Below are 17,291 nucleotides of genomic sequence, written 5' to 3'. Positions count from 1 at the left end.
GGTAGCTAAGCGAAGTCGCAGCTAACCGGCTATCTTTTTGTCAATAGTTCAGTAGAGCATTAGCTCAGTAGGCAGGCGCAGCCAGACAAGAGATCATCGCTCCTAAAATCGACCCGGCAATCACCTGGAAAGGCGTGTGGCCCAGCAGTTCCTTCAGCCGATCTTCTCTAATTTCGGGCTTTTCTTGAAACAGTTCGTCAATGATTTGGTTGAGCACCTTGGCCTGCTTGCCCGCCGCCTGGCGCACTCCCGCCGCGTCGTACATGACGATTACCGAAAACACAGCGGTGGCCGCAAACATGGGGCTGGCCCAGCCTAGGGTTTGGCCAATGCCACCAGCTAGGGCCGTGACTAGAGCCGAGTGGGCGCTGGGCATACCGCCGGTTTCTACCATCACCCGCAGATTGAGTTTACGGTGGCGCACCAGCTCAATGACAGCCTTGAGCCCCTGGGCTGTAAAGCAGGCAATTAAGGCTACCACGAGCACATGGTTGTTGAAGATGTCGCTGAAACTGTCCATCGGCGCAGGCAAACCTAATAGGTACGGGCAACAATATAATCGGCGATCGCCAGCAGAGGTCGGTTCAGCTCCCCAAACCCGGCCAAACTTTCCTTCGCCTCTTCAATTAGCTGGTTGGCCTGGCGACGCGATTCTTCAATGCCCCAAAGGCTGGGGTAGGTCACCTTCTGGGCCGTAATGTCTTTGCCGACTGATTTGCCTAGGGTTTCAGACGTTGAGGTGATATCGAGAATATCGTCCACAATTTGAAAGGCCAGGCCAATGCGCTGGGCGTACTGACGTAGGCTTTCAATTGCTTCTTCATCAGCCCCCGCCAATATGGCTCCGGAGGTTACCGAAATCTCAAGCAGGGCCGCCGTCTTGTGGTTATGAATGTAGTTGAGGGTTTCTAGGGTCACATTGGGGTTGCCCTCGCTGGCCAGATCCACCACTTGACCGCCTACCAGACCTTCGCCGCCCACCGCTTTACCCAGACCGGCCACCACCCGCAGCACCCGCACGGGATCGGCCCCATGGGTTTGGGTCGCCACATGCTCAAAGGCATAGGTCAGCAGCGCATCGCCTGCCAGAATCGCCACGTCGTCGCCGTAAACCTTGTGGTTTGTCAAGCGGCCCCGACGGTAGTCATCGTTATCCATCGACGGTAGGTCGTCGTGGATCAGCGACATCGTGTGGATCATCTCCAGGGCGCAGGCCGTGGGCATCGCCACCGCTAGACTGCCGCCCGCCAGCTCACAGGTGGCCAGGCAAAGAATCGGGCGCAGGCGCTTGCCGCCCGCCAGCAGCGAATAGCGCATGGATTCGTAGAGGGTTTCGGGATAGCGCAGGGCTAAAGCCTGGTCGAGGGCCGCTTCTACCAGAGGGCGGCGCTCTTTCAGGTAGGCTTCGAGGTCAAAGGGGCCAGCAGCAGCGGGTCTAGAGTCGAGGGAGTTGGTTGGCACCATGGCGGCAGGCAGGTTGAAAGGCGACAAAAACAAGTTTGAGACTGGATAGATCCCGCGTTTATAGGCGGTTGCGGTAGCTGGTGACGGTGTTCTCAAGCAGCATGGCTACGGTCATCGGGCCAACGCCTCCCGGCACTGGGGTAATCGCCGCCGCCACCGGCTCCACCGAGGCAAAATCGACATCCCCTACCAGCCGAGCTGAGCCATCGGGCTGCTCGACTCGGTTAATGCCCACATCAATGACAATGCTGCCGGGCTTAACGTCGGCAGCCGTAATCATACCGGGGCGGCCTACCGCCGCCACTAGAATATCAGCTTGCCGCATCACCGTAGCTAAATCGGGGGTGCGCGAATGGGCCATCGTTACGGTGGCGTTGGCCTCTAGCAGCATCAGGGCCATGGGCTTACCGACAAGAATGCTGCGCCCCACCACCACGGCAGTGGCCCCGGCGGGGTCAATTTTAGCGGCCTCTAGCAGCCGCATGACGCCGTAGGGGGTGCAGCTGCGCAGGCCCGGTTCGCCGCGCACCAGTCGGCCCAAGTTGATCGGGTGTAGTCCGTCGGCATCTTTGTCAGGGTCGATGGTGAGCAGCAGCGCCACGGCATCAAGGTGGTCGGGCAGGGGCAACTGCACTAAAATGCCGTCTACGTTGGGGTCGGCGTTGAGCTGCTGAATTAGGTCGGCCACCTCCTGCTGGGAGACAGTGGCGGGTAGGTGCTTACCGTAGGAGGCAATGCCCACCCGACTACAGGCCCGCTCTTTGTTGCGCACGTAGGCCGCACTGGCGGGGTTGTCGCCCACCATGATCACCGCCAGCCCAGGCGGACGATGCCCCTGGGCGGTGAAGGACTGAACAGCGGTGGCCAGATCGGTTTGAATTTTGGCCGCGAGGGCTTTGCCGTCGAGCAGTTGGGTCATGGCCGGGTGCGCTAACCTGTATCTCGGAAACGATCGCAGTCAGCCTTTCTAGGCAAGCTTTGCCCAGAGCAAGGATTTGACGCTTTCTCAGTGTCTCAGATTTTGATCCTCTAAACGCCTACGATCGCCGCTCAGCGCCTGAAAAAGCTGCTATGAACTATCTAAAGCGTCAGTTTACCTACTATGGAGCGGTTGGCTTGGCCCTAGTGGCGGTCACCAGCTGCGGGGCCAGTGTGGATGCCGGGGTGGGCTATTCGTTGCGCGATCGCCTCAGCACCTGGCCCGGCCTCGCCTGGCTTGACCCCGTCACCCCCATCGGTGAAGCGAGCCAGAGCCAGAGCGATACGGTTTATCTGGAGGGCACCGTAGGCCGCCATCTACCCCTAGTGGGCCAGGGACTGTACGAGCTGGTGGATGACTCAGGCTCCATCTGGGTGCTCAGCGCCGCCGCGCCGCCGCCGGTGGATGAGCAAGTCACCCTGCGGGCCGCAATTCGCTACGAGCAAGTTTTGCTGCGCGGGCAAGACATTGGCGAGTATTACGCTGAAGAGCTAGAGCGCCTGCCCCAGGAATCCCTGTGAAAATAACGGCAAACGGCCCCGATAGCTTTCTTCTCGGTATGTAGGGGCCGGGGAAATGGTAGTCTCTTAGAAATGCTGTGTATAGACATTCACACTGGTAGGAGAGGATTAGGGTAAATGAAACAACTGGTTGGCCTACTCGTTGCGCTGGCAGTGCTGTTTGGTTGGGTAAGCAGCCCCGCTGTAGCGCAGCCCATCTCTGGGGCAGACCTTCTGAGCGCCCCCTTTGAGGCCACGGCCTGGCTGGCAGAATCGCCGCAGAATGCGGTAGACGCCAAGCTTAAGACAGAGTACGGGGCTAAATTGGACCTCAACAACGCCAACGTACAGGGCTTTAGAAAGTTTCCTGGACTGTACCCCACCCTGGCGCGCAAGATTCTGCTCAATGCTCCCTACGAGAGCGTTGATGACGTTCTCGATCTGCCGGGTCTAAGCGAGCCGCAGCTTGAGATTCTGCGCAAGAACCTGGATAACTTCACCGTTACTGTGCCCGACTCCGCGTTTGTGGAAGGCGGCGATCGCTTTAACAACGGCGTTTACAAGTAGACAGTGGGCCATCCCACTGTTCGGTTTAACCGTTCTTAGTAGCCCTGGTTGGTCAGGTTGGCCCAAGGTCAACGCTGATTAGCCAGGGTTTTTAGCACCCTACTGTTTGAATCATTCTTGGGAGTCGTCTTTGACCCAGCCTGATTTGTCGCCGCTTGCGCCATCACCCTATCCCCCCAACAGTTACGACTTCGACGTGCTGGTGATTGGGGGAGGTGCCGCCGGGCTTTACTCGGCGCTCTCGATTCCGCCCCAGTGGCGCATTGGCCTGGTGACCAAAGACACCCTGTCAATTTCCGCCAGCGATTGGGCCCAGGGGGGCATTGCCGCCGCTATTGGCGTAGACGATGCCGTCTCGCTTCACGTGGCCGACACCCTAGTGGCTGGAGCCGGGCTGTGCGATGCCCCAGCGGTAGAGCATCTGGCCAGTAAGGCTGCCCCGTGCATCCAGCGCCTAGTTGATCTAGGGGTCGCCTTCGATCGCACCGAAGGCCAGCTAGCTATGACCTTAGAGGCCGCCCACTCGCGCCGACGCGTGCTCCACGCCGCTGACACGACCGGACGGGCGATCGTCTCGATTTTGGCCGAGGCCGTGCTCCAGCGGCCCAACATTACCGTGTTTGAAAGCGCTTTTGCCCTCGACCTGTGGATGGTTGAGGGCCGCTGCCGGGGGGCACTGGTGGCCCACAATCATCAGCTTCAGTGGCTGTCAGCCCAGGCCACGGTGCTGGCTACGGGCGGCGGCGGCCAGGTCTATGCCCAGACCACTAACCCCGCCGCCAGCACGGGCGATGGCGTGGCCATGGCCTGGCGGGCCGGAGCCCAACTGCGCGATTTAGAATTTGTCCAGTTTCACCCCACCTCCCTAGCGGAACCGGGGGCACCACCCTTCTTAATCAGTGAAGCGGTGCGGGGAGAGGGGGCGCATTTAGTCGATCGCCAGGGCTACCGCTTCGCCTTTGAATACCATCCTGACGGTGAGCTGGCCCCGCGTGACGTCGTCAGCCGCGCCATTTTTCACCACCTGCAAAAGACCGGCGACAGCCGCGTGTGGCTTGACATGCGAACAATTCCACGCGATCGCTTGCAGTATCGCTTTCCCAACATCTTGCAGGTGTGCCGCACCTGGGGCATCGATCCCCTCATCGCCCCCGTGCCGGTTTCTCCCGCTGCCCACTACTGGATGGGCGGCATCACGACAGATCTCAGCAGCCAAACCACAATTCCAGGCCTCTATGCCGTGGGCGAAAACGCCAGCACCGGGGTGCACGGGGCTAACCGTTTGGCCAGCAACTCCCTGCTGGAATGCCTGGTCTACGGTGCTGAATTGGCAAATCTGCCTCTACAAACAAGCGACGGCGACGCTAAACAGGCCTCAGCACTAGAAGTTTTAGCCCTGGATGAGGTAGCCCTGCGCTGGCTCCAAGACAGCGCGGAGGGTGCCCTAGCGGCCCTACACCAGCAGCGAGAGCGGCTGACCCAGCTGATGTGGGATGCTGCGGCCATCAGCCGCGATCAGACTCGGCTAGAGGGGGCGATCGCGGCCCTCAGCCAGTGGCGCACCGAATGGCAGCAGCACCCCTGGCAGGCCCTCCACCGTCTGTTGCCCGGCCAGACCTACTCCCTACCCGACACCCTCGACTGGCCGCTGGTGCGGGCCTGGGGCGAACTGGGCAACCTCTACGACATCGCCTGGCTGATTCTCAACAGCGCCGCCTTTCGCACCGAGAGCCGGGGTGGCCACTTTCGCCAAGACTACCCCCAACCCAGCCCCCAATGGCAGGTGCATACGGTGGTGGAGGGCGATCGCTGGGAGAAGTCGCCGCCAGTGGAGGAGTAGGGGATGGGGATAATCAGTTTTGAGTTTTTAGTGCAGGGAAAGCATTCAAAATTCAAAATTTAAAGCTAGTCGCCTATTCTCTTCCCACTTCACCTCGATTACCGTCGCCGTTTCTTTGTTCGTCGCTTGCCCTTGGAGGCTGAGGATATCCAGTCGGTAACGTAGTGGCTGAGGGCACCGAGTTCTAGCCCCACCACCAGGGCCAGCCACCAGGGCCAGTAGGTGACCAACCCCCAGCCCAGCCCGTCGAGCAGGTCTCCCCAGGACAGGGCGGTGCGCTGGGCGCTGTTGAGCAGGTTAACAAGCAGCAGCCCAATAAGGCTTAGCCAGAGCGACAGATAGAGCACCCGCACCACGGTGCCAATGATCGGGCCGTGGGACCAGTGCGATCGGTGGCGAATGCGGTTCCGGTAGGGGAGCCAGATCCACCGGAGCCAGCCCCAGCGTTTGTACTGCACTGAGTGAATGTCGAGATCGGGGCCGAGCATCCAGCCGCCCAGCAAAAACCCTAGACAGACAACTGCGGTTAGCTGACCGCTGAGGGTGACGCGAAAGGCAGCCAACACCACCAGGGGTAAGGCCCAGAGAGTAATGCGATCGTGAGTGCGGCCTGAGGACATGGCACAGATGTACCAAGATTTAGCCCTTCTGGCAAGGGGTAAGGGCTCAGCTATTTAGCTAGGACGCTATTGCCCCGGTCACCTGAAGAATGGTTTGAATGAGCGCTTCTGCCTCTACCGGCTTGGGCAGATGGTGCTGAAACCCGGTGGCTAGGGCCTGGGCCTGGTCAGAAATACGGGCGTGGGCGGTAATCGCGATCGCCGGAATCTGAGCCTGGGGTGCGGGCAGCTGTGTTCTAATTTTTTGCATCAGGGTATAGCCATCCATGTCGGGCATGCTGATATCGCACAGCAGCAGCGCTGGCTGGGTTGAGCTGAGCAGCTCAAAACCTTCCCTCGCCGTGGCCGCCGCTGTCACAATCGCCCCCTGGGACTCTAGCAAAAACGTCAAATAGTCGCGGGTGTCGTCGTCATCGTCAACGATCAAGATCGGTAGATTCACCAGGGCACGAGGCCCGATCTCGGCGGGTTGATGGTCGGCAAAGGGGGAAGGCACCGGGTCAAAGGGAGAGGGCACCAGCGGCAGGGCCACGGTAAAGGTGGTGCCCTGGCTGACGCCAGGGCTTTCGGCCCAGACGTAGCCCTGGTGCTGCTCGACTAGGTAGTAAACGATCGCTAGCCCCAGGCCCAGCCCTCCCTGGGCGCGGGTGGTGCTGCTATCGGCCTGGCGAAACCGATCAAAAATGTGGGGCAAAAAGTTAACGTCAATGCCCATGCCCGTATCGCTGATGCGTAACTGGGCATAGCCTGGTTCATAGGCGGCGGGGGGAGGGGTTAAGGTCTGGGGCAGGTCGGTCACCACTGAGAGATGCAGATCCACTCGCCCCTGCTGGGGGGTAAATTTGATGGCGTTGGTGAGCAGGTTCCAAATCACCTGCTGCAACCGCAGGGCGTCTCCCACAATCTCTAGGCGGACGGTGTCTTGCACGTTGTCCACCAGGGCGATCGCCTTGGCCTCTGCCGCTGGCCGCACCGTCTCTAATGCCGATTGGGCGATCGCCGCCAGATCCAGCGGCTGGCAGTGGAGCTGGAGCTTGCCCCGCACAATCTGAGACACGTCGAGAATGTCTTCGATGAGCTGTTTTTGGGCAACGGCGTTGCGCTCAATGGTGGCGATCGCATACTCCGTCTTTTGCGGGTCTAAATTGCGCGATCGCAGCAGGTGCGACCAGCCCAAAATTGAATTCAGCGGCGTCCGCAGCTCGTGGGACAACACCGCAATAAACTCGTCCTTCATCCGGTTGGCGGTCTCTGCCTCCTGGCGGGCCGCCTGCTCCCGAATGACGTGGGCGTTAGCGGCCTCGGCCTGCTTGCGCTCGGTAATGTCTTCAACGGTGCCCACGTAGCCGAGAAACTGCTTTTGCTCCGACACCAGACGCGCCGAGCGCACCGAAACCCAGCGAGAGTCAGCATCCCCTGCCTGCACCCGAAACTCCTGGGAATATTCCTGCCCGTCGGCCATGAAGGCGTGCCAGGTCGATTGGGCGATCGCCGAGTCGTCGGGATGCACGGAGCCCAGCCAGCTCTGCTCAGGGACAGCCCCAGCTGAGCCACAGATCGATTGATAACGGGGATTGGTGTAGAGGCAGCGACCTTCAGTATCGGTGACAAACACCCCCAGCGGCGAACAGGTGCTGAGTAGGCGAAACCGCTCTTCACTCATTTGCAACTCAGTATTAATCGCTTCTAATTGAGTGGCCTGTCGCTGTAAGATTTCTGTTTTTTGTCGTAGGGCTTCGGTCTTTCTAAATAGGTCAATAAAAATGGCCACCTTTGACAGCAGAATATTGGGCGCAATTGGCTTGATTAAATAATCTACGGCTCCCAGGGCATAGCCCTTAAACATAAACTGTTCGTTGCTGCTAAAGGCGGTTAGAAAAATAATTGGGGTATCGCGCGATCGCTGGCGGTGGCGAATGAGCGTCGCCACCTCAAAGCCATCCATCTGAGGCATTTGCACATCTAGCAAAATCACCGCAAAATCGTCTTGCAGCAGACAGCGCAGCGCCTCCTCTCCCGAGGTTGATTTGACTAAATTAGCCCCTAGTTCGCCCAAGATAGCCTCTAGGGCCACCAAGTTTTCGGGCTGATCATCGACGAGAAGAATGTTGACGGTTGACTCGGTTTGCATCACTCACCTCTCGCGGCGCAGAGGTGAATTAGGCGCGCAGCAATCTGCGGGAGGGGCAGTATGGCATCGACGGCGATCGCCGCGATCGCGGCCCTTGGCAGCACTGGGCTCTCCGCCGTGTTTGGGTCTTGCACAATTGCGACCCCGCCCCGCGCCTTTAGGGTTGATAGCCCCTTCACTCCATCTTGGTTGGCTCCGGTCAAAATCACACCAATCACACGCTCGTTATAGCTGTCAGCAGCCGACTCTAGCAGCACATCAATCGACGGGCGCGCGTAGGAAACCGGCTCATCAACAGACAGAGAAAAATACCCATATTCTACCAGCAAATGATAGTCAGCCGGGGCAAGATAAACGTGCCCCGGCTGGATGCGTTCTTTATCTTCAACTTCATGCACTGGGAGAACCGTAAACTGTTGTAAAAAATTGCCTAAACCTTGATCAGACTCACGGTGACGATGTTGCACAACAGCTAGCGCCGCAGAAAAATTTTGGGGAAGAGCGCCAAGCACAGTTTTTAGGGCCGACAAGCCACCGAGGGAAGTGCCAATGACAATCAGTTCATAGGTCACTAATTGCGCCTCCTATACAGCTTTTCAGCTTTTGCTAAATCGTCATAGGCCGTTTCATACTTCGTAAACCGAATGGTTTCCTGCTTGCCCAAACCAAGAATGCCAAACTTGCACAGGCTGTTATAAAACAGCCCGTGAACCTGGTTTTGCAGGATTGGGTTGAAGTAGATCAACACATTGCGACAAAGGATCACATTGAACTCATTGAACGAGCCATCGGTGACCAAATTGTGCTCGCCAAAAACCACCCGCTCCCGCAGGGCAGGCCGCAAAATCACATTGCTATACTTGGCCGTATAGTATTCTGAAAAGGTGCGCTGGCCACCAGCTTTTAAGTACAGCTGAGTATAGTCCTGCATTTGCTTAGCGGGATAGATGCCCTGCCGAGCAATTTGCAAAACCCGGTCGTTGGCATCGGTGGCATAGATGCGGCAGCGGTGGTAAAGCCCTTCCTCCTGCAGCAGAATTGCCATCGAGTAGACCTCCTGCCCAGTGGAGCAGCCCGCATGCCAAATGCGTAAAAAGGGATAGGTGCGCAACAGCGGCACCACCTGCTGTCGGAAGGCCACGTAGAAACTTGGGTCGCGAAACATGGCTGTGGTGTTGACCGTTAGCCCCAACAGCAGCCGCTCGGCACAGGCGCGATCGGTCAAAACTTGGGCCTGCAACTCGGCTACGGTGGCGATGCCTTCGGTTCTGAGAAAGCTTTGAATGCGGCGCTTGAGGGAGGCGGGGGCATAGTTACGAAAATCGTAGCCATACCGATGATATAGCCCTTCAATGAGTAAATGAACGTCCAAATCGTCTGGTTTCAAAATCGTCACCAGCACCCTATAGCCCGTTCAAACCACTGGTCAACAGCTATTGTCAACCGTACGCCAATCTGAACCCCAATTAGTCTTCTCGGCTGGCTAAAAGCCTGATCCATTGTCACGTAATTTTTCTCTTAGGGGGTACGTCAAAGGGAGGATCTTGGTCGCGGCTACTGGTACAGCCACAGGCGCAGCAGCGTCAACAGCTGCTCGGTATCGACGGGCTTAGTGATGTAGTCTGAGGCTCCGGCTTCAATGCACTTTTCGCGATCGCCCTGCATAGCCTTGGCGGTCAGAGCAATGATCGGCAGCGATCGAAACTGCTCCTGTTTGCGAATCAGTCGGGTGGTTTCGTACCCGTCTAGCTCGGGCATCATCACGTCCATGAGCACGAGGCCGACATCGGCGTTGGCCCGCAGAGTTTCGATGCCTTCGCGCCCGTTTTCGGCAAATACTACGGTCATGTCGTACTGCTCTAGCAGGCTGGTAAGGGCAAAGATGTTGCGCACGTCATCGTCGATGATTAGCACTTTTTTGCCTGCCAAGGCTGGGTCGCTGTGCTGCAATCGCTCTAGCATTTGCTGCTGGGTTGGTGGCAGGTTGGCCTGCACCCGGTGCAAGAACAGGGCCGTTTCATCCAGCAGTCGCTCAGGCGATCGCACATCCTTAACGATGATGGTTTCGGCCAGGCGACGCAGCTGAGTTTCCTCGGCCTCACTCAGGTCTTTGCCGGTGTAGACAATAATCGGCAGCCGCACCAGGGCCGGATCATGCTTGATCTGCTCCAGCAGATCAAAGCCGTTCATATCGGGTAGGCCCAGGTCAAGCACGATGCAGTCACAGGGCTGCGATCGCAGAGCTTTCAGGGCGTCTGCCCCCGTATATACCGCCGTGCTGGTGACATCGCCGCCGCCAATCAGCTCAATAATGCTCTGGGCCTGCACCGGGTCATCTTCAATCACCAGCAGGTAGCGCACCCGGCGCTCCACAAACTGTTTGATGTCGATCAGGGTCTGGGTCAAAATTTCCGGCGCGACGGGCTTTTGAATGTGGGCGATCGCCCCCATCTGAAATTCCTGCTGCTGCTCGTCATTGACCGTCAAAATGTGAACCGGAATGTGGCGAGTGGTGGGGCTATGCTTGAGCTGTTCAAGCACCGTCAGACCGTCCATATCGGGCAGGTGTAGGTCGAGGGTGATGGCGTTGGGCACAAACCGCTGGGCCAGGGCCAGGCCGGTCTGCCCCTGGAGCGCAATCAGCACCTTAAACCCTTGCCCCCGCGCCATATCCAACAAAATACGGGCAAAGTTGGGGTCATCCTCAATCACCAGCAGCACCCGCTCGGCTGAGTCTTGCTGCCCTGGCGACAGCCGCGATCGATCGTCCTCCAAGTTGGTAGGCAGAGGGGGCAGCGCATCCTCACTGGGGCAAGGGGCCGCAGCCGGAGCTAGCTCAGCGGCAGCCGGGCGGCGGTCTTGAGGAGGTAGATTTCTTGCCCCCTTTGCCCTGATCTGAAGCACCTCCTCCTCGGTCGAGGGAGCGACGTAGCGCAAGGGCAGGTATAGGGTGAAGGTGCTGCCCTGGTCAGGCTCACTTTGCAGCTCCAGGGTACCCCCTAGCAACTGGGCCAACTGTAGGCTGATCGACAGCCCCAGCCCCGTCCCGCCGTAGCGGCGGCTAGTGGTGCCATCGGCCTGCTGAAACGCCCCAAAAACGGTGTGTTGCTTTTCTGGCAGAATGCCAATGCCGGTATCGGTGACCGCAAAGGCTACCTGGCCCTCGGCAGCCGGAAAGATATCCACCGTGACCCGGCCCTGCTCGGTAAACTTGATGGCGTTGGCGATCAGGTTTTTGAGCACCTGCTGTAGCCGCCGAGGGTCAGTGGCCAGGGTGGTGGGCAAGCCTTCATCCACGACGACCTCAAACCGCAGCCCCTTGCTGGCGGCGGTCGGCTGAAACGTGCGCTCTAGCTCAAACTGAATTGCCGTAAAGGCCAGCGCTTCGATCGCCACCTCCATGGTGCCCGACTCAATTTTGGCCATGTCGAGAATGTCGTTGATCAGCGAGAGCAGGTCTACCCCCGCAGAATGGATTGTGCGGCTGTAGTCAACCTGTTTTTCCGTCAAATTGCCGTCGCCGTTGTCGCTGAGCATCTTGGCTAAAATCAGCAGGCTGTTCAGGGGCGTTCGCAGCTCGTGGGACATGTTGGCCAGAAATTCTGACTTATAGCGCGACGACTGGGCTAGCTGACTGGCCTGATCCTCCAGCTCCTGGCGAGCCAGCTCAATTTCGTGGTTTTTGCGCTCCACCTGCTGCTTCTGGGTTTCTAGCAGCTCGGCCTTCTCTTCTAACTCCTCGTTGAGTTGTTGCAGCTCTTCATTCGACTGCTGTAATTCTTCCTGCTGCTGCTGTAGCTCGATCTCTGACTCTTGCAGCGACTGGGTGCGCTCTTCGAGCAGTTGATTGCTCTGCAACAGCTCTTCCTGCTGCTGGCGCAGTTCTTCGGTTAGCACCTGCGATCGCTCCAGCAGTCTTTGAGTTTGCATGTAGGCGGCGATCGCGTTGATCATCACCCCCGCCAGCTCACTAGCTTCATCCAAAAAGGTGAGCTGTAGGTCATCAAAGCGGTGAAAAGACGCCAATTCTAGCACCCCCTTCACCGCGTTCTCAAACATCAGGGGCAGCACCACAATGGTCAGGGGCGGTGCCGAGCCGAGCCCAGAGCGAATTTGAATATAGTCCTGCGGTACCTCGGTCAGCACAATGCGCTGCTTCTCTAGAGCGCACTGACCCACCAGCCCTTCTCCCAGCTTAAATTCGTTCGACAGGTGTTTGCGCGCCTGATAGGCATAGCTGCTTAACAGCTTTAATCGAGGGGGGTCGCTGGTAGGGTCGAGCAAATACAGCACCCCCTGCTGGGCGTCCACCAGGGGAGCCACGTAGGTCAACATCAGCTCTGCCAAAGTTTCGAGACTGCGCTGCCCCTGCAACTGCTGAGACAAATCCGCCAGGTTAGACTTCAGCCAGCGCTGCTCTTCGTTGGCGCGAATCGTCTCCCTCAGGTTAGTCACCATCTGGTTAAACGTGCGGGTCAGAATGCCGGTTTCATCCTGATCGGCGCTGTCTGGCAGGGTAACGGCCAGGTTGCCGGCAGCGAGCTGTTCTGCGGTATCGGAGAGGTTGCGCAGCGGTCTAGAAATATTGCGCGACAGCCCCCAACCCACCAGCGTCAAAATCACGAACGACGCTGGCACCCCAAAAGAAACGGTATCAAGCGTTCGTTGGGCCGCCAGTTGAGACTGGGCCGCACGCTCCTCTAGCAGCTGCCTCTCTTGCTCTTCCAATTCAGCAATCAGGTTGCGGAGCTGCTCCATCAGCTGGCGACCAGTATCAGTTAAAAGAAAGTTTTGAGCTGCCGTAAACCCACCTGTATCTCGCAGTCGAATACCTTCGCGCAGCCGGCTGAGCCGGGCGTCTATCACCGGCTTTAGAGTCACTAACCGGCTTTGGAGAACTGGATCATCTACGGAAAGTTGACGCAGCACCTCGTAATTGTCGGCGATTTCCGTCAAGGCCTTTTCATAGGGCTCTAGGTATCGCGGCTGCCCCGTAATTAAATAGCCGCGCTGTCCCGTTTCAGCGTTGACTATGTCGGTTTCGAGGTCGTTGAGATATCCCAAAACCTGATAAGTAGCCTTCTCCTGCTTAGCATTGCGGATCAGATCAGTGGTAGTTCGGTAGGCAACCGCACCGAGTACGGCTAAAACGGTCAGCCCCAAGGCAAATCCGGCCCCAATGCGCGTGCCAATTTTAAAGCGGTTGACCATAGCCTGCCATCACCGAGCGAATGCATTATTTCAGGAGTCACTAGAGGGTGCGTTGCTCTCTGGGGCTAGGTCAAAACCACCCAGAGTTTAGTGTCACCAATTCATACTGTAGACTCTGTCTGACCTCACCTAGCAGCCTCAGCGCCGGTCGAGTGGACCAACGTTTTGCCCACAGCAGATAAAGTCTGGGTTAGAACAGTCTAAAATGCCAGAAATCAAGCCTATCAGTCGTTCTTTTAATTGCTCGCTCTTTTATTTTCGTTCTTTTGCTATCGCAAACTGAGCGAATAGATAAACAAAGGCCCCAGGGTTTTGGCTAAACCCTAGAGCCTTTAGCTAGTCAATTTCCTCAATAGCAGAGGCGATCGAGCATCCTTAGCCCAGCAGCGCCTTGGCCCGGCTGACTACGTTCTCGACGGTGAAGCCAAACTTCTCCATCACCAGGTCACCAGGGGCAGAGGCCCCAAAGCGATCGACGCCAATCACATCACCTTCGCCCCCGACGTAGCGGCACCAGCCCATGGTGATGCCCGCTTCTACTGCCAGGCGCTTGGTCACTGCCTTAGGCAGCACCGACTCCTGGTAAGCGGCATCCTGGGCGTCAAACAGTTCCCAAGAAGGCATAGACACGACGCGCACCTTAGTACCTGCGGCCCGCAGTTCCTTGGCGGCCTCTACGCAGAGGCTAACCTCACTACCAGTGCCGATCAAGATTAGGTCGGGGGTGCCGTCGCAGTCATCGACGGTGTAGGCTCCCTTAGCGACGCCCTCAATCGAAGAACCGGGCAGGTTGGGCAGGTTTTGACGGCTAAAGGCCATCAGCGTGGGGGTCTTGCGATGCTCCACGGCGATCTTGTAGGCCCCAGAGGTTTCGGTGCCGTCGGCGGGGCGAATCACGATCAGGTTAGGGATCGCCCGCAGGGAGGCGATGGTCTCCACCGGCTGGTGGGTGGGGCCGTCTTCGCCCAGACCGATGGAGTCGTGGGTCATGACGTAGATGACGCCCGCCTGGGAGAGAGCCGACAGGCGAATCGCCGCCCGCATGTAGTCGGCAAACACCAGGAAGGTGGCGCAGTAGGGAATCAGCCCTGAGTTGTGCAGGGCAATGCCGTTGCAAATCGCGCCCATGCCGTGCTCGCGCACGCCAAAGCGCAGGTTGCGGTTTTCGTAGGCCCCTTTCTGGAAACTGCCGGAGATCTTCAGCTCGGTCAGGTTCGAGTGGGTGAGGTCAGCGGAGCCACCGATCAGCTCAGGGATGGCCGGAGCTAGGGCGTTGAGGGTGACCTCAGAATTTTTCCGAGTGGCCAGAGCCTTGTCTGCGGGGGTATAGGTGGGCAGGGCATCGGCCCAGCCCTCGGGCAACTGACCGGAGAGCATGCGCTCAAACTCGGCGGCCTCGGTGGCGTATTTGGTGCGGTAGGTGGCAAGGGTTTCTTCCCACTCGGCCTGGAGGCTGGCCCCACGTTCCACCGCTTTGCGCATGTGGCTGAGGGCGTCTTCAGGAATTTCAAATTCGCCGTAGCTCCAGCCCAGGTTTTCGCGGGTGAGCTTGATCTCGTCGCCGCCCAGGGCCGCACCGTGGACGCCAGCGGTGTTTTGCTTGTTGGGGGAACCGTAGCCGATGGTGGTGGTGACCTTGATCATTGAGGGGCGATCGCTGACCGATTTAGCCTCTTCGATCGCCTTGGCGATCGCATCCAAATCCGTATTGCCATTCTCCACATGCACCACGTGCCAGCCGTAGGCCTCAAACCGCTTGCTCACATCTTCGGTGAAGGAGATATCGGTAGAGCCGTCGATGGAGATGTGGTTGTCATCGTAGAGGGCGATTAGCTTGCCCAGACCCAGGTGACCCGCCAACGAGCAGGCTTCGCCAGAAACCCCTTCCATGTTGCAGCCGTCGCCCAAAATCACGTAGGTGTAGTGATCTACCAGGGTGGCGTCGGGCTTGTTGAACTTAGCGGCCAAATGAGCCTCGGCCATGGCCAGACCGACGGCGTTGGCAATGCCCTGACCCAGAGGGCCGGTGGTGACTTCAATACCGGGGGTCTCAAAGTTCTCGGGGTGGCCGGGGGTGCGAGCGCCCCACTGGCGGAACTGCTTGATGTCATCCAGCGTCACACTGTCAAAGCCGCTCAGGTAGAGCAGGGCGTATTGCAGCATGCAGCCATGGCCCGCCGACAGCACGAAGCGATCGCGGTTGAACCACTGGGGGTTCTTGGGGTTAACCCGCAGAAACTTATCCCACAGTACGTAGGCCATGGGTGCGGCCCCCATGGGCAGACCGGGGTGGCCAGATTTGGCCTTTTCCACCGCATCAATCGCTAAAAAGCGAATGGAATTAATACAGAGTTCTTCCAGGGATTGGGTTGCAACAGCCATAGGTTCAACAGCTTAACGACGGTTTTTTAGAGCAGCAGCACACAGCACTAGGACTAGCCCAGGGGCTAACAAAGTTTTGGCCTAAATCGATCAAGACCCCACACACAGCCTTGCCCTTCAGCAGACCCCGCAACCAGACGATTGTCAATACCCTCTGGCTAGGCAAGGCACAAAGCTCAAGTGCCAAACGGCACATTTTTAGGTCATTATACCTATCAATTGATTCAACCTGTAGCTCTAGCTACGGTATTTCTTAAACACTAGGGTAACGTTGTGGCCTCCAAAGCCAAAGGAGTTGGAAATTGCCACTTCAATCGGCATGGGGCGACTCTGATTGGGAATATAGTCGAGGTCGCAGTCGGGGTCGGGGTCGTGGAGGTTGATGGTGGGCGGGGCAATGTCGTTGGCGATCGCCAGACAGGTGGCCACCGCCTCAATCCCCCCAGAGCCGCCCAGCAAATGCCCGGTCATTGACTTGGTCGAACTCACCGCCACCTTATAGGCCACATCCCCCAGGGCAGTTTTGATCGCCTGGGTTTCGGTGGGGTCATTGGCCCCCGTGCTGGTGCCGTGGGCGTTGATATAGCTAATGTCGCTCGGCGTCAGACCCGCATCCTTGAGCGCCAGTTGGATGCAGCGAGCCGCACCAACCCCACCGGGCACTGGCGAGGTCATGTGGTAAGCGTCGCAGGTCATGCCGTAGCCAACGATCTCACCATAGATTGTCGCCCCCCGACTCAGGGCGTGCTCTAGCTCTTCGAGAATGAGAATGCCGGAGCCCTCACCAATCACAAAGCCGTCGCGGGTTTTGTCAAAGGGGCGGCTAGCGGTGGTGGGGTCGTCATTGCGAGTGGAGAGGGCGCGGGCCGAGGCAAAGCCCGCCACCGACAGGGGCGTCACCGCTGCCTCGGTGCCACCGCAGATCATCGCCTGGGCGTAACCGTGCTGAATCAGCCGAAAGGCGTCGCCAATGGCGTTAGACCCGGCGGCACAGGCGGTGACGGCACAGGTGCTTGGCCCCTTAGCCCCCGTATGGATGGCGGTTAACCCCGCCGCCATATTGGCGATCATCATCGGAATCATAAAGGGGCTACAACGGCTTGGCCCCCGGTTGAGGTAGATCTCCTGCTGGTCTTCTAAGACCTTCAGGCCGCCGATGCCAGAACCAATGCAGGTGCCGATTTGCTCGGCGTTGAGATCGGTAATGGTCAGGCCCGAATGCTTGAGGGCACGCTGACTCGCAACCACCGCAAACTGGGAGAAGCGATCCATGCGTTTGACTTCTTTCTTGTCAAGAAAGTCGCCTGGATCAAACCCTTTGACTTCCGCAGCAATCTGCGACGCGTGCTGGGAAGGGTCGAAGTGGGTAATGCGAGCCGTACCGCTGCGCCCAGCCACTAGCCCAGCCCAGTACTCCTCCAGGTTGTTACCAATGGGGGTAATGGCATCCATGCCAGTTACCACAACGCGCTTTGAGTCAGAGTTTGCCATAGCCAAATTTCAGGTGAACCAGGTCGAGGTTAAGGGGGGCCAGCCAGCTATAAAACTAAGAGCACGGGGGACACCTAGCGGTTTCCCCCATGTTTGTCAGTACAGG

At 58.3% G+C, this 17,291-nt stretch carries 13 protein-coding genes; 3 read left to right on the top strand and 10 right to left on the bottom strand.

Going from position 1 to position 17,291, the window contains the following annotated elements; translation table 11 throughout:
- Positions 1 to 64: 64 nt before the first annotated feature.
- From H6G07_RS10230 to folD, 3 genes are read right to left on the bottom strand one after another with little or no spacing between them, the layout of a single operon-like run.
- Positions 65 to 520: a divergent PAP2 family protein gene (locus tag H6G07_RS10230; RefSeq protein WP_073608373.1), complete on the bottom strand. Its 456-nt coding sequence runs from the start codon at positions 518 to 520 to the stop codon at positions 65 to 67.
- Between the two features lie 14 nt (positions 521 to 534).
- Positions 535 to 1,464 (bottom strand): geranylgeranyl diphosphate synthase CrtE, encoded by a 930-nt coding sequence (gene crtE / locus H6G07_RS10225; RefSeq protein ID WP_073608435.1) that lies wholly within the window; start codon positions 1,462 to 1,464, stop codon positions 535 to 537.
- Between the two features lie 58 nt (positions 1,465 to 1,522).
- A complete protein-coding gene (folD, locus tag H6G07_RS10220; RefSeq protein WP_073608374.1) occupies positions 1,523 to 2,383 on the bottom strand; it encodes a bifunctional methylenetetrahydrofolate dehydrogenase/methenyltetrahydrofolate cyclohydrolase FolD in 861 nt (286 codons plus the stop codon).
- A 152-nt stretch (positions 2,384 to 2,535) separates the two neighbouring features.
- Here folD and H6G07_RS10215 point away from each other — a divergent pair, with 152 nt between their 5' ends.
- The 3 genes from H6G07_RS10215 to nadB all read left to right on the top strand — a co-directional run bounded on the left by H6G07_RS10215 (position 2,536) and on the right by nadB (position 5,350).
- Positions 2,536 to 2,964: a hypothetical protein gene (locus H6G07_RS10215; protein ID WP_073608375.1), complete on the top strand. Its 429-nt coding sequence runs from the start codon at positions 2,536 to 2,538 to the stop codon at positions 2,962 to 2,964.
- A gap of 117 nt (positions 2,965 to 3,081) precedes the next feature.
- Positions 3,082 to 3,510 carry a photosystem II complex extrinsic protein PsbU gene (gene psbU / locus H6G07_RS10210; RefSeq protein ID WP_073608376.1) on the top strand — a complete coding sequence of 143 codons (429 nt, stop codon included), beginning with the start codon at positions 3,082 to 3,084 and terminating at the stop codon, positions 3,508 to 3,510.
- Positions 3,511 to 3,640: 130 nt separating this feature from the next.
- On the top strand, positions 3,641 to 5,350 hold the full coding sequence (gene nadB / locus H6G07_RS10205) for an L-aspartate oxidase (RefSeq protein ID WP_084173114.1): 1,710 nt from the start codon (positions 3,641 to 3,643) through the stop codon (positions 5,348 to 5,350).
- Between the two features lie 98 nt (positions 5,351 to 5,448).
- Here the strand turns inward: nadB and H6G07_RS10200 are convergent, their stop codons facing one another.
- The 7 genes from H6G07_RS10200 to fabF form a co-directional block, all read right to left on the bottom strand.
- Entirely contained in the window at positions 5,449 to 5,970 is a 522-nt protein-coding gene (locus H6G07_RS10200; RefSeq protein ID WP_073608377.1) for a metal-binding protein, read from the bottom strand.
- A 58-nt stretch (positions 5,971 to 6,028) separates the two neighbouring features.
- On the bottom strand, positions 6,029 to 8,101 hold the full coding sequence (locus tag H6G07_RS10195; protein ID WP_073608378.1) for a hybrid sensor histidine kinase/response regulator: 2,073 nt from the start codon (positions 8,099 to 8,101) through the stop codon (positions 6,029 to 6,031).
- Positions 8,101 to 8,673 carry a chemotaxis protein CheB gene (locus H6G07_RS10190; protein ID WP_073608379.1) on the bottom strand — a complete coding sequence of 191 codons (573 nt, stop codon included), beginning with the start codon at positions 8,671 to 8,673 and terminating at the stop codon, positions 8,101 to 8,103. Before H6G07_RS10190 ends, H6G07_RS10195 begins: the two co-directional genes overlap by 1 nt.
- Complete coding sequence (locus H6G07_RS10185; protein ID WP_073608437.1) at positions 8,673 to 9,497, bottom strand: CheR family methyltransferase; 825 nt, start codon at positions 9,495 to 9,497, stop codon at positions 8,673 to 8,675. The genes H6G07_RS10190 and H6G07_RS10185 overlap by 1 nt, the downstream gene beginning before the upstream one ends.
- A gap of 158 nt (positions 9,498 to 9,655) precedes the next feature.
- Positions 9,656 to 13,312 carry a response regulator gene (locus tag H6G07_RS10180; RefSeq protein WP_073608380.1) on the bottom strand — a complete coding sequence of 1,219 codons (3,657 nt, stop codon included), beginning with the start codon at positions 13,310 to 13,312 and terminating at the stop codon, positions 9,656 to 9,658.
- 375 nt (positions 13,313 to 13,687) lie between these two features.
- Entirely contained in the window at positions 13,688 to 15,694 is a 2,007-nt protein-coding gene (gene tkt, locus H6G07_RS10175) for a transketolase (protein ID WP_073608381.1), read from the bottom strand.
- Positions 15,695 to 15,931: 237 nt separating this feature from the next.
- On the bottom strand, positions 15,932 to 17,185 hold the full coding sequence (fabF, locus tag H6G07_RS10170; protein WP_073608382.1) for a beta-ketoacyl-ACP synthase II: 1,254 nt from the start codon (positions 17,183 to 17,185) through the stop codon (positions 15,932 to 15,934).
- Between the last annotated feature and the right edge of the window lie 106 nt (positions 17,186 to 17,291).

It is taken from the genome of Phormidium tenue FACHB-1052 (assembly GCF_014696675.1).
Taxonomy (GTDB): domain Bacteria; phylum Cyanobacteriota; class Cyanobacteriia; order Phormidesmidales; family Phormidesmidaceae; genus Nodosilinea; species Nodosilinea tenuis_A.
Note: the sequence above shows the minus strand (reverse complement) of the source record. Positions and strands in the feature narration are given on the sequence as shown.